Annotated in this window: 9 protein-coding genes and 1 other RNA gene; 3 read left to right on the top strand and 7 right to left on the bottom strand. The window is 44.8% G+C overall.

Annotated elements, in window-relative coordinates; all coding sequences use genetic code 11:
• The first annotated feature begins 119 nt into the window (after nt 1–119).
• From JD108_RS22470 to JD108_RS19435, 3 genes are read left to right on the top strand one after another with little or no spacing between them, the layout of a single operon-like run.
• Nucleotides 120–605: a DUF6431 domain-containing protein gene (locus tag JD108_RS22470; protein ID WP_228728192.1), complete on the top strand. Its 486-nt coding sequence runs from the start codon at nt 120–122 to the stop codon at nt 603–605.
• A gap of 48 nt (nt 606–653) precedes the next feature.
• Nucleotides 654–2,006: a DDE-type integrase/transposase/recombinase gene (locus JD108_RS19430; protein WP_198827354.1), complete on the top strand. Its 1,353-nt coding sequence runs from the start codon at nt 654–656 to the stop codon at nt 2,004–2,006.
• Nucleotides 1,999–2,799, top strand: a complete 801-nt coding sequence (locus JD108_RS19435; RefSeq protein ID WP_198827353.1) for an ExeA family protein — start codon at nt 1,999–2,001, stop codon at nt 2,797–2,799. The genes JD108_RS19430 and JD108_RS19435 overlap by 8 nt, the downstream gene beginning before the upstream one ends.
• Nucleotides 2,800–2,984: 185 nt before the next feature.
• On the opposite strand, the gene ssrA is transcribed toward JD108_RS19435, so the two are convergent.
• The 7 genes from ssrA to JD108_RS19470 all read right to left on the bottom strand — a co-directional run bounded on the left by ssrA (nt 2,985) and on the right by JD108_RS19470 (nt 13,498).
• Nucleotides 2,985–3,301, bottom strand: a transfer-messenger RNA (tmRNA) gene (ssrA, locus tag JD108_RS19440).
• A complete protein-coding gene (locus tag JD108_RS22890; RefSeq protein ID WP_456062004.1) occupies nt 3,271–4,980 on the bottom strand; it encodes an IS1182 family transposase in 1,710 nt (569 codons plus the stop codon). Before JD108_RS22890 ends, ssrA begins: the two co-directional genes overlap by 31 nt.
• Nucleotides 4,981–5,201: 221 nt before the next feature.
• Complete coding sequence (locus JD108_RS19450; protein ID WP_198827594.1) at nt 5,202–6,251, bottom strand: hypothetical protein; 1,050 nt, start codon at nt 6,249–6,251, stop codon at nt 5,202–5,204.
• Nucleotides 6,252–6,270: 19 nt separating this feature from the next.
• On the bottom strand, nt 6,271–6,792 hold the full coding sequence (locus JD108_RS19455) for a DUF6932 family protein (protein ID WP_198827595.1): 522 nt from the start codon (nt 6,790–6,792) through the stop codon (nt 6,271–6,273).
• A gap of 186 nt (nt 6,793–6,978) precedes the next feature.
• Complete coding sequence (locus tag JD108_RS19460; protein ID WP_228728449.1) at nt 6,979–10,176, bottom strand: type I restriction endonuclease subunit R; 3,198 nt, start codon at nt 10,174–10,176, stop codon at nt 6,979–6,981.
• Between the two features lie 5 nt (nt 10,177–10,181).
• Complete coding sequence (locus tag JD108_RS19465; RefSeq protein ID WP_198827597.1) at nt 10,182–11,387, bottom strand: restriction endonuclease subunit S; 1,206 nt, start codon at nt 11,385–11,387, stop codon at nt 10,182–10,184.
• Nucleotides 11,384–13,498, bottom strand: coding sequence for a class I SAM-dependent DNA methyltransferase (locus tag JD108_RS19470; RefSeq protein WP_198827598.1), 2,115 nt, complete (start codon nt 13,496–13,498; stop codon nt 11,384–11,386). The genes JD108_RS19465 and JD108_RS19470 overlap by 4 nt, the downstream gene beginning before the upstream one ends.
• Between the last annotated feature and the right edge of the window lie 30 nt (nt 13,499–13,528).

The following is a 13,528-nucleotide window of genomic DNA, read 5'->3' on the forward strand; positions in this document are numbered from 1 at the left end:
ATGATGTGAGCCTGCTGGAACAGGTCCACGGGATGCATCCCCAAAAAACACCATGATCATTGTATCAAATTATGAGCTGATTGAGAAGGTACCCGGCGTTTTTCGTTAGATGTGCAGAGGTGGTTCCCTCTCCTTGCTGTGGAGAAGAGATGAATGTTATTGGTAGCCGGAGGAGGAAGATCGTGAGTGAGGGTGGGGAAGACCGCCTGCTTGTCATCCGACGGTTGCGTTGTTCGCACTGCCAGAAAATTCACCATGAGCTTCCAGATTGTATCGTGCCATACAAACGGTATGAATCATCATGTATCGAGCAAGTGATTTCAGAACCGGATACGCTATCTTCCGTAGCGTCTGACGACGCTACCCTGTTGCGTTGGAAGAACTGGTTTCATGAGCAGTGCTCATACTGGCTGGGGTGTTTGGTATCGATCACCATTCGCTTTCATCAGGACCCTGTGGGGAAATCGTCCGTATCTTCACAGTCTGCACATCACAGTATCGGACACTACGTTGGGGACGCCCCCGGCTGGCTGGCGAGAATTGTCCGCCCCATCGTCAATTCAAATTTGTGGGTACATACCCGTTCTGCATTCTTGTCCACTTAGCCCTGCGGTAGACTCATCTCGAAGTCTACCAAGTGAGGTGCTAAGAACATGAAAGATCAAAAGAAAGCTGAGGCCATTGCGGCGGAGCGTGTACAACTGCTGTCTCCGCTCTTGGCAGAAGGACTCGATCCTGCCAAGGCCCGTGAGATCAAGGCCAGGATCTGCGAGCAGACAGGTATCTCCGAACGGACGCTGCGCCGGTATTTGGCAAAGTATCGCCAAGAGGGGTTTGGAGGGCTAAAGCCGAAAGGCAAAGGGCGGCAACCGTCAGATGCAACCATTCCACCAGAGGTATTGGAACAGGCCATTCTGCTACGCCGTGAGGTACCCAGCAGAAGCGTGGCCCAGCTCATTCAAATCCTCGAATGGGAAGGACGAATCCAGCCTGGTGAAATCAAACGCAGTACGCTCCAGGAGAAGCTTGCGCAGCGCGGCTACAGCACACGCCACATGCGCATGTATGCGGAATCAGGAGTGGCCGCAAGGCGTTTTCAACAGCGCTATCGCAATCGTCTCTGGCATTCAGACATCAAATACGGCCCGTATCTGCCCATCGGTCCGGCTGGCTCGATGAAGCAAGTGTTCCTTGTCACGTTCATCGACGATGCGACGCGGTTTGTGTTGCATGGTGAGTTCTATCCAGTCATGGACAAATCCATCGTGGAGAACTGCTTCCGCCGGGCGATCCAGAAGTTCGGCGTGCCTGAATCGGTCTATTTTGACAACGGCAAGCAATACCGCACGAAGTGGATGACCCGCGCATGCTCCAAGCTCGGTATTCGACTTCTGTTCGCGAAGCCTTATTCGCCGGAGGCCACAGGGAAGGTCGAGCGTTTCAATCGCGTCGTCGACGCGTTCCTGAGTGAGGTGGCGCTTGAAAAACCGAAGACACTGGAACGGCTGAATGAGCTTTTTGCCGTGTGGTTGTCAGAGTGCTACCAGAACAAGCCGCACTCAGCGCTTGAGAACAAACGAAGTCCAGAAAGTGCCTTCCGCAGCGACAAGAAGGCCCTACGTTTCGTGGATCCAGATGAGCTCGCGAATGCCTTCTTACACTGTGAAACACGTAAGGTCGACAAGTCAGGTTGCATCAGTTTCATGGATCGCAAGTACGAGGTTGGCCTTCCATTCATCGGCTGCACAGTGGATGTCGTCTACGACCCTGCGGATATCACCGAGCTCACGATCGAGTATGAGGGGCATACGCCATGGCGTGTACGGGAACTCGTCATCGGCGAACGTGCAGGAAAGCGTCCGCCGTTGCCGGAACACCTAAACAGATTGCCAGCTAATACGTCAAGGTTGCTTGCTGCCGCAGAAGATCGCAGCCGGGACCGTAAGGTCAACCAGGCACCTGCCGTAGCCTATCGCCGGGTGAGCAAGGAGGACAGCCATGTTTGAATCCTTTTATGGCCTCCATTGTTCTCCATTTTCGAGGGATATTCCGACAAACGAATTGTACGAGTCAGACATACTGGAAGAAACCCTCGGGCGTCTTACGTACGCAGCCGAACGGCAGTGGTTTGCCGTTGTTACCGGCGACTGCGGAACAGGCAAGACAACGACGATACGTCGGTTTACCGAGGTGCTCGATCCTGCTACGTACAAGGTGCTCTACCTGTCGGACTCCAAGCTGACGCCGAGACACTTCTACAAAGGGTTGCTCGAGCAACTCGGTTGCGAGTCAAAGTTCTACCGAGGTGACGCCAAACGCCAGCTTCATCGCGAGATCGAGCTCATGCGCGGCATTCATCGGCTTCAGCCGGTCGTTGTCATTGATGAGGCCCATCTTCTCGACCGCGAAATGCTGGAGGAGGTACGTTTCCTGCTGAATTTCAAGATGGACGCCCAGAGCCCGATGGCACTCATTCTCGTAGGCCAAAGCGAACTATGGGATCGCCTGAATCTTCAGGCATATGCTGCCATTCGTCAGCGCATCGATTTGCAGCGGAAGCTGCCGCATTACGATCGGGCCCAGACCGGTGCATATATTCAGCGGCATTTAACTTATGCTGGAGCGGAGCATGACATATTTACCGAAGGTGCGATCGACGACATTTACCGTTTCTCCAGTGGAGCCGCTCGCATGATCAACAAAGCCTGCACGCACTGCCTGATCTACGGCTCACAGAACAAACATCGGATCATCGATGATCATATGGTCAAGCGTGTTATACAGGGAGAATTATCATGATTCTCCCCCTTTTTTTCATCAATTCAGTCGGACAGTTTGTCCGTCATCAGCAGGACAACTTATGCCGTCAACTGGAGGACATTATGTATTAGCAGTAACACTAAAGTTTTCTGAAGCATAATCTTGCCGATTCGGCAAATATATGGTTCAAGTCACAGCCATGAAGGTGACTTATATTTTATGTAAGGTGGAGGCGGGGGGATTCGAACCCCCGTCCGAAAACGGCGATACATAAGCATCTCCGAGCGCAGTCACTCATTTGGAGTTCGGTACCGGATTCGCGGAGTGACGCGCTGACCCGTTACCTAGCCTGATTGATCTTCTTCCTTTGGCCCCAGGCGGAGACCTCCGGCGTATCCCGCTAGAAGTGAGCGCTAGTCACGCCACACGGGCGATGGAGTGGTAGCGCCTCGCTGGTTATTAGGCAGCGAGAGAAAGTTGTTTGTTGCCAGTTAATGGCTTTCCGCGTTGTTAACGAAAAGGGGCTGTCCAATAAGTCCCCAAAATAAAAAGTTGGGCGGAAAAACGTAATGTTTTCCGTCCAACTTTTTTGTGCGGCTGCTTTTGCAGGAAAGTAGCGAGGCGGATGCCTGCCACTTTCAATAGATTGTGGGCCAATGCCACAATCCCAAACTCGACGTGAACCTTGTCCAGCCCCCGTAAGGAGAACCGTCGGAACGACCGGTTGCCCTTGAGGTGACCGAACACGCTTTCTACCTCCACTTTACGCCGAGCATAGATCGCGGACTTCTCGTCATCCTCAAGGGCTCTTTTGGCCTTTGCCTTTAACTCTTCCCATATCGTGTTCCAGTGTACCTGGCGATTCCCTTTTGCTTTGGTGCACGAGAGCTTGAGCGGGCAATCGCTACAATCCTCACATTCATAGATCTTGAAGCTTTGCTCCAGGCCAGAAGCGTTTTTTTTCGTCTGGTATTTCTTAAAGCGAACGTATCGACCATTCGGGCAAACAAAGCGATCATCCTGCTCTTCATACGTCCAGTTGGAAGCGTGCCGGATGTCCTTCTGGTATCGTCGGGTTTTCTCCTTCAAATAGTTGCCGTAGGGTATGAGAAACTCAAATCGCGGCTGTTTTTCTTCGCCCATCGCATACAAGTAGTTTTCCTCGCTGCCATAGCCAGCGTCGGCAATCACGGTTTTGGGCATCGGCAACGAAGACGCCGCCAATCGCTCCATATGCGGAATAAAGCATCGTGTATCCGTAGGACGCTGATGGATGCTGTAGAACAAAACAAACTGGTTTTCCGTGGCCATTTGCACATTGTAGCCTGGCTTCAGTTGGCCATTTTTCATGTGATCTTCCTTCATGCGCATAAACGTGGCGTCCGGATCGGTTTTCGAGTAGCTGTTGCGATCGCCAAAGCAGGCTTTCTGCTGCTCATACTTGGCGAAGCGAGGAAGGAAATCCTTCCGAATCTGTTTCAGCGGCCTCTTCAAGGCACTGCGCGCTTTGCGCAAGGCTTTCCGCTCTTCGCTGCCGCTGGTCTGCGTGAGCTGTTCGGTTAAGCCTTCGACTCTTTCCTCCAGCACGGCCGCTGCTTCTTCGAGCTTGGCAGGGAGCTCTTCCGGGTCTGCCGCTGCATATTCGCCAGCTTCTTGCTGCGTGAGCGTATGAATATGCGCAAGGGTGGCCTGCACCTTTTCCTTGAGCTTTTCCTCGAAGCGAAGCGTGGATTTTTTCCACACAAAAGAGTACTTGTTCGCATCGGCTTCAATCTTTGTGCCATCCAAAAAGTACTGCTCCATCGAAATGTAGTTGTCCGCGATGAGCTTGCGGATCATCGTTTCAAACAGTTCGTCCATGAACGCTTTCATGCGCACGCCGCGAAAATCGTTCAAGGTACGGAAGTCAGGCTGCTGCATCGCCGCCAGCCACATGGCCGGGAGGTTCTCACGCAACAGCTTTTCAATACCGCGGCAGGAATAAACCTTTTGTGAGTAGCCGTAAAGGATCACCTTAAGCATCATTTTGGGATGGTAGGAACTGCGGCCTCCGCCCGTGTAATGAGCAAACAACTGCTGATCCGGAATGGCTTCGATCATTTCATCAATGACACGAGCCACATGATGGGTGGGAACATACATCTCCAAATCCAGAATCATCTGAGCCTGCTTGTTGTCGTACGGTTTGAAGGTAGGGGCAAGATGTCGCGTGGGCATCATTTTTTCTTCCACATCCTGTAGAGGAAGAGCCAGTTGCATGGTATAATCATGATTAGTAGTCGTCCGATTACGCAAGAAAATCGTCCTTTCTTGAATTGGTAGTGTGGTAACTTCCATTTTACAAGAAAAGACGGTTTTTTTGTGCTTATTTTTTACATTCAACAAAAACGGGGCGCCCAGAAGTCAGTTTATGCTGACTTTCTGGACAGCCCCAAGTGTGTTTATTCTTCAAATGACTCTTCCTCAATAGTTATCTCATCAATTTCCAAACGCAATGGCTGGTTGTTTGCTCCAAAAATCAGAAACCCACTTACAGTTACAAACTTGCCTAAGAGATTTTGTAGTTCAGAAGCATATTGTGACGAAAAAACACATCTGACTTCAGAATATTGTTTATTATCATCTAGAACTAATGGCCTTGCAGTAAGGATTTGAGCGTCCATATCTTGCTGTCTTATTAGGGCTCTGCCCTCAACATATTGCATATCTTTCTTTAGTCCTTTTGATCTCTCGGATAACAGTTTTCTTGTCTGCTTATTGACGACGATAACTTTCTCTTCTTTTGGTACTGCTGGCCCTTCGAAAGAAATTTGTTCAATAGATGATCGGATACTTGGTGTTATCTCTTTAGCATAATGCAAAAGTTTTAATAGATCATTTTGATTCTGTAGTTCCATTTGTAATTCATTCATTGAGTTTTCATTTTCAATATCCAACGCCCTAATAAGTAATTGAAGACTTTTAATTGCTTTTTCATTTTGCTGATTTATTATTTTAAATTCTTCCCAAGGATCTTCTACTCCAATATGAAGTTGACCATTGCTTTCTTCATGTAAATTAGATCTGCTTATACCTAGTTTTAGACTGCCTTCTGCTGTTGCTACAAGATTAAAGAAGGATGGAGCAAACCTTGTATTATCTCCCTGGAGTAATTTTATCACTTTGTGGCTTGCTTGGTTTAGCTTATGAAGGAAAGTCCCAACCGCATCTATCGGCCCCATTCCTTGATTAAACTTCTCTCCTTGAAGCCTAATCCACATCTCAACATCCTTGGTTTTCTGGTCAAACTGTAGATCAAAACCAGCTTCTTGCTCAAGTGCATATTTAAGACGGGCTTCATATTGCCTAACGATTTCCTTTGCCGATGGCTCATAAAAGCCTAAAAGCTCCGGATCATCTTTGAATTCTTCTTGAATACTCTTTAAATACTCCTTCGCTTCTTTTAAATCATTCAATGCCTCAATTATCAGGGGAGTATTTGGGCTCATCATATTTATACACCCATTTCAATTATAAATTCACTCTAAGTATACCCTTTTCTTTAGGAATTATTACCCAGTCGGGATCCCTTTTTGGATCTCGATCTCTAAGTTTACCGAACTGGTCTCCCCCTGTTCTGAATAACTTCGAAATTTGACGTAACCCAAACTCATTGGGAGCAACCAGCATATGGGCACCAAATAAATTTCTAATTACAATTTGATTATTTGGATTATTAAACATCATTATTGCTTCTTTATCATGCGAATCCTGGACATTACTGAGGGCTTGTTTAACCACACTTGGGGGAAATAATGCTCCGAAATCAACATCTCCTGGCTGTTCTCTTCCCGTCACAAAACTCCCATCAATCAATACTGACTTAGGATTAAGGCCAAGGGAACTTAAACGGTCATACAATCGCTTATAATCCGACCATACTTTCTGCCTTTGCGGATTATTAACAAACCTTTGTTCTATTTCGTCAAATGAACATTCATGTTCTCCAGGTGGTAAATGATAACCATCAATAAAATCTGGAATTGGAGACACTGGTAAATCTCCCTTCTAGGACTAAAATTTGCGACTCCAAAGAGCTCCTTTTTATTCCATAATACATCAACATCTGGGGAATGGCTATTTCATCTTCCCCTTTTTTCACTACTTAGCACATCCATCATTATGCCCCATAGGATATATACCTTGAAAGAATCCTTCGTCAGCAATGTGAGCTTATCCTCATGAAATATTACTGTAAATAGGCGAAGGCAAAGTTGGGTACGCATAGAAAACATGCTGGAATACACGATGGCTCATTTCGGTCACTTCGTCATCGGTAAAGCTGTCCACTGGCAATCCAGTTGTATCGTCCCAAAGGAAGTCACGTATAGTACTGAAAACAGCATCACGTGTTGATTCTTTTTCTTTCCAACGTTCCGTTTTCAATTTACCTTCCTTTAACGTCTGCAACAATTGTACCGCTACATTTTTTATTCTATTAGTTTCTTTTTTACTCAGATCTGGTTTCTTTAGAAGGTCGAAAATGGCGAGACTTTCCTCATCCAAACCCTCGCGCACTGCTCGGATTTCTTCTTCACCCAGTTCTTGAACTAGCTTCAACAAAGCCTCAAACGTTTTCTCAATCGTACTACGGTCTTTTTCACGGTTGTACTCTTCAACAATTTTTTCATAGTGTTGCTGAAAGTTTGTACGGAGTGGATTCTGCTTTAGTAGGCGAGCCAACCTGTTTTCAATTGCATTCTTAAGATTTTGAACAGTTGTATTCTTTGCAGGGCTCTTTTCAAACTCCTTGCGTAGGCGTTCAAAATCGATATTAGCAATATTGTATGGTGTACTTTCTTCTTTGACTTGTGCTGGAGCAGTTACAATTGCTTCGTCTACAATTTCATGTAGTTGCCGGATAATATCACTTATATCTGCTTGTTGACGATCTTTTTCTAAGCTCCGGTAAATGATGTTGATTGCATCATAATCCCTGCGATAATCGTTTACCCTCTCCTCATTTAGGCAAGCCTTAAATTTCTTAAAAACTGCACGGCACATGATCTCAAAACGTTTGCGTGTCTCATCATTTTGATTTGCTACGTCTTTTGCCGCCACAATCGCCGCATTTCGTTCAAACCCGGTCTTCTCAATAATATCATCTAGTGAAGCCCCGCCTTCTTTTAAGAACGCACGGACGAAAGAAATAGCTTCTTCCAAATCCGGTATCAATTCGGTTGCCGGTTTTGTAGGATCAACATCGCCACTTGTAAAATCTCGTCCACTATCCCCTTGCCCAGCATAAGTAGCTAATGCTTGCCGCAGGTTTTTGAAAATACCGCAGTAGTCAACGATCATTCCGTTATTTTTGCCTTCACTCACACGATTTGCACGAGCGATCGTCTGCATCAGAGTATGCGCCTTCAACGGCTTGTCGAGATAAAGCGTGGATAAACTCGGAACATCAAATCCTGTAAGCCACATAGCACATACAATCGCTACACGAAATGGGTGCTCCGCTTTTTTGAAAGCAGACTCAAGATCGATGCGTTCACCATTACTATTTTCGAATCCCTCTTTAATCAGTTTACGGTGTGGTCTAATGTCCAAATCCCATTTTTGGAACTTGGCTACTTCGCCTTGCTCTTCACTTACTACAACTGCTATTTGTGTTTCCTTCATCCAATTGACCTGTCGTTGCCGATAAATCATGTCTTGTTCATTGAGGCTATTTCGCACATCTAATTCCAATTGCTGTGTTCGTTCTTTCCAGTATTTCTGAATATAATTGTACATACGAACACACGTAATCTTGTCTATACAAACCAGCATTGCCTTACCCGTTTCCCAAGCAGTTGAATAGTGTTCCACAAAATCTTTGGCTATCTGCTCCAAACGTTCACCTGCTGTAAAGACATGATAATCTCGTTTTAATTCCCTTTCCAGCCGTTGCTCTACATCAATGTCTTCAAATTCGAACTGTTCCAGTTTCTCTGCAATACGCTCGTTTAACTCGTTCTTTGCAACTCCCAGTTTGTCACCACGTGCATCGTAATAAAGCGGGACAGTCGCCTTGTCTTCTACGGCCCTTTGGAAGTCATAAGTAGAGATATAATCACCAAATGTTTGACGGGTGATTTCGTCATTACTGAACAGAGGTGTACCAGTAAATCCAATGTAGCTAGCGTTCGGCAAAGCGTTGCGTCTATTCAATGACAATCGTCCGTATTGTGTTCGATGTGCCTCGTCACTAATTACAATGATATCGTCTCGGGTTGAATAAGGCTGGTTGGGGTCAACATCTTGGTTAAACTTCTGAATCAGTGTAAAAATGTAGGGTTTATGCTGAGTAAACAACGCTCTTAAATGCTCACCAGAAGAAGCTCTGCAAGGATCGCGATCGCTGACGAGTCCACAACCTGCAAAACTCTTATAAATCTGCGAGTCCAGGTCTTCTCGGTCGGTACAAATTAAAAAAGTGAAGTTTCCACCAAGTTTGCGATGAACTTTTCGAGTAAAAAAGATGATGGAATAACTCTTTCCAGAGCCTTGTGTATGCCAATATACCCCTAGTTTTCCTTGTCGTTCATGACGTTCGGTAACCGTCTTTACCGCTCGATTTACGCCAAGAAACTGATGGTTTTGAGCAAGAATCTTTACGATTCCCCCTGAAGACTCGTCAAACAGGATGAAGTTTTCAAACAAGTCCATGAAGTTGTCCTTGTCACAAATACCTTTCAGGAGCGTTTCCATGTCTACTACTCCCTTATCCTCTTCCGCAAGGCGCTTCCATTCATGAAAATGCTCATAACGGCTGGAAAGCGATCCTATTTTCGCTTCGATCCCATTTCCCAGCACAATAAATGCGTTGTGATGAAACAAATGTGGTACGGTGTCTTTGTAGTCGCTCAGGTTTTGATCGTAAGCAATACGAATATCTCGATTGACATTCTTTAATTCCATAAACAATAAGGGGATGCCGTTAACGAAGCCAACTATATCCGCACGGCGTGTGTAGATATCACCCTTTACCCAAAATTCACGGACGCATAGAAAATGATTGCGATCCGCTCTATTAAAATCGAATACTCTCAACCGATCTTTTTGGAGTTCGTTGTTACTGTCGTGATACGTAACCAGTACACCGTCTTTCAAAAGTGAATATTTTTCACGGTTAATAGTCAGCATGTTGTGACTCGTGCTATATTCCTTAAGCTGTCGTACTGCGTCCTCGTAGGCAGAGGAAGGTAATCCAGGGTTAAGTTCCTCTAACTTCTCCCGAAGGTAACGAACAAGAACAACTTCTTTAGAAGAGGTTCTTCCCAGTAAACCATCTGTACCATACGTTTCCGAAATAGCATTTACGCTCTCCCAGCCAAGTACATTATGCATATACTCGGCCGTAGTTTCTTGTACTAGCGTATCTTCGTTCATACGAGTCACAATTGAATCTCCCCTTTCATCAGGCGTGGAAGTAGGATGTCGCGGGCCTTTCTAAGGCTATCAGTTGACTTGTGTAGGATTTCTATTTGTTTATCAATAGGCAAGACATACCTCTGAAATGCCTCTATAAGTTGAACCGGTGGTGTCAATAGATTTACTTCTTGTAGAGCTTTCTTTGTTATTGACGCAAAAATAGTTCCACCGCCAATAATATCTTCTTTAAAGAAATGGTTTTTGAGTTGGTAAAACAGAAAAGATTGATACCCACTTTTTTCCCTAATTGCGCTTAGACCTCGACCGATTACAAGCAACTCAGGTGCGATATTGATTCTTCCCACCGGAGCTCGAACACTAAACAGGATATCACCTGGTTCAGCTGTCCGATTTTTTATTGTGCAATAAATTGAATTGCTAGGAAACCTTACGCCAAAATCACTTACCCCTTGATGAAAAGGAAGTCCATCTCCGGTTTCATTGTAATATTTTGATTCTGGGCTTTGTCCCATAACAATCTCTGCTATTTGATCTAGAGTACTTCTTCTCCATCCCTCTGGTACTCCATCAATAATTTTCACATGCTCATGCCCGGGAAAACGAAAATGAACAAACCATTCCTTGTAGAGTAGTCGAGCTGACTCTTCCAAGAGAGCAATACGGCGTTTATTATTCTCAATTAAGTCGTCGTATGAGGATAGGATATCCGCTATGCGTTTCTGTAGGGAATAGGGAAAATCAGGAATCAATAAGCCTTCAACGTCAGATGGACTAATATTCGCTTGATTAGCAGAACCTTTAGCATTGACCGCTAAAGTATAGCGAACGTCATCTTGAAGTAAGAAATAATAGATATAGGTGTCTACATATTTGCTTGTATCCTTCACTATTATCTTCCCAACGCGTTGGTTAAGGAGAGAATCAAAAGGATGTCTATATCTAGCAATCCTACCAACTACAGAATTGGGTTGAGAAAGATGTGAGCCCGTCAAGGAAATTAAAATATCTCCATTACTAACATGATACTTTTTATCAATAGAAAGAAATTCTTCATTCAAGTACTGACAATTCTCAAAAGTTATAGATTCTTGTTTAATGTTACTTATCTTGATTACAGGAACACCTGATTCCTGGAAATCCTGAGACTTAAAGGCATAACCTGATATTACATGAGCTATTTTCCCTAATAAAATATACCGTTGCTTCATAAGCCTAGTTCCTTAAAGTTTTTCATAATATTTTTTGCAAGTTCAACCGCTTCTGCGTTCAATCCTTCAAGTTCAATATGAATATCCCTCAATGCCTCTTCAAAATCGAAATCCTCGTCTACTTCTTCAGGTGCCACACCCACATAACGTCCCGGTGTAAGACTCCAGTCCTTTTCTTCCAATTCCGTTCTATCAACCAGTTTAACAAGGCCTTCCACATCATTGTAAACGCCATTTGGAAAACGTTCAGTTAACCAAAATGCCTGTTTATGGAAGTAGCGTACTTTTTTCAGTTGCTCAACAGCTTCTTGACGAGCTATATCAGCTTCCTTCCGTGCCTTCGTTACTTCACGATTAACCCAGAGTTTGCTTTCTCTGGCATTTAACTCGTTTTCGCAGACTTCAATCAAACGGATAGCTAACTTATAAAGCATGTCAGCTTGTTTTACGAGAACGCGACTCTGATCAGTTAACGATACAAGTCGCTCAGTTTCGTCCTTAATTCCAGAGAAACTCTTTGTGTGACTCTCCCAGTCTATTCTTTCCTTTTCAAGAATGACGCAGAAATCTTCCACATCATCTGAAAAGACCCGCAATCCCTGTTTTAGTTCTTTAAGTACGGTGGAATGTACTTCCTCTTCCTCAACAGTTTGCAGAAATGGTTTTAAAACTTGTAGCAGTTGATTGATTGCGTCTATATAGCCTTTCAACAGGTTAATGTTATTCCCTCTATCATCCACCTGATTAAAACAACGTTTAGCCTCTTCAAATGTCCGTTCCAAATAATTTTCAACAAGCTTGGAAAATCTCTCATTTTCTCCTCGATATAACCAGATAATTGAGAGTAGATTTTGTAATTGTTCTGGACTAAAGTCGTAAATTTTGCGGGTTACTTTACGGTAGATATTTCGTGCATCCAGCATCAATACTTTATCCTTCTGATGCTCTGGTTTTGCTCGATTTAGGAACCACAGCTCACATGGAACAGATCGCGTGTAAAAGAAGTTGGAGCGAATGGCTACCATGATATCGACCGCTCCCGTTTCGATAAGCTTCCGACGAACAATTGCCTCATCTCGGCCAGCACTGGAAGCCTGAGACGACATAACAAAACCTGCTCTACCTGTATCATTAAGGTAGCTGTAGAAGTAGCTTATCCATAAGTAATTTCCGTTTGGTACTTTGCCGTTTTTATTGATTCCGGGCAGACCAAAAGGTAATCTGGGATCTTGCTTTATCTTGTCCGCATCTACTTCATCCACGTTAAAAGGGGGATTAGCCATAACAAAATCCACTTCGCCTCTCAACCCCAACGGATCTTCATAGTAGGTAATAGCTTTTTGTATATTCCCCTCTAATCCATGAACAGCCAGATTCATCTTTGCCAAACGAATAGTTGTAGGGTTTTTTTCCATTCCATAAAACGTCAGCCGTTCTGTTGGGTTCTCTTGGAGACGCTCGACAAAATGAGCACTTTGAACAAACATCCCCCCCGACCCACATGCTGGATCGAGAATGGTACCTTTCTTTGGTTCAAGCACGTTAGCAATAAACGATACTAAGGAAACAGGTGTAAAAAACTCTCCACCGTCGTGTGCCTTTTGGTCAGCAAATTGGGTAAGGAAGTATTCATAAATACGGCCAAAAATATCCCCCGTTGCATTCTTTAATTCTTCAGGGTTCAGTGTACGTAAGAGTTGGCCCAATACATCATTGTCCAATTCTTGATATTCTGATTTAGGTAAAACGCCTCGCAGAGTCTCGTAATCCTCTTCAATGGATTCCATCGCTTCGATGATTGCTTTTGCTCTATCCTCACTGTCAGGGAGAGCAACGAGGTAATCAAACTGAGCCTTTTCTCTTAAGAAAATTGCCCCTTTTTGTGAGAAGTCTTCTTTAGTCAACTCACGTGTTTTCCCACCGCGTTTTGGCAAGTTCGCCACAATCTCATCTTTTACTGATAAATATCGGCTATAGGCATGCCGTAAGAAGATCAGGCCCATTACGGGCATAAAGTATTCATTACTGGCATAGTTGGAGTTTGCCCGCAGTGTATCTGCCGCTTCCCACAGCTTTTTCTCAATCGCTTCGATGTTTTCCAGTTGAGCCATAATAATTTCCTCCTACTTCAAATCAACGAT

The organism is Brevibacillus composti (assembly GCF_016406105.1).
Classification (GTDB): Bacteria; Bacillota; Bacilli; order Brevibacillales; family Brevibacillaceae; genus Brevibacillus; species Brevibacillus composti.

Excerpts from the sequence above, each read along its gene's own strand:
- JD108_RS19465 (WP_198827597.1), bottom strand. The coding sequence starts at position 11,387 with ATGAAGCAACGGTATATTTTATTAGGGAAAATAGCTCATGTAATATCA.
- JD108_RS19450 (WP_198827594.1), bottom strand. The coding sequence starts at position 6,251 with ATGATGAGCCCAAATACTCCCCTGATAATTGAGGCATTGAATGATTTA.
- JD108_RS22890 (WP_456062004.1), bottom strand. The coding sequence starts at position 4,980 with ATGATGCCCACGCGACATCTTGCCCCTACCTTCAAACCGTACGACAAC.
- JD108_RS19460 (WP_228728449.1), bottom strand. The coding sequence starts at position 10,176 with ATGAACGAAGATACGCTAGTACAAGAAACTACGGCCGAGTATATGCAT.
- JD108_RS19470 (WP_198827598.1), bottom strand. The coding sequence starts at position 13,498 with ATGGCTCAACTGGAAAACATCGAAGCGATTGAGAAAAAGCTGTGGGAA.
- JD108_RS19435 (WP_198827353.1), top strand. The coding sequence starts at position 1,999 with ATGTTTGAATCCTTTTATGGCCTCCATTGTTCTCCATTTTCGAGGGAT.
- JD108_RS19430 (WP_198827354.1), top strand. The coding sequence starts at position 654 with ATGAAAGATCAAAAGAAAGCTGAGGCCATTGCGGCGGAGCGTGTACAA.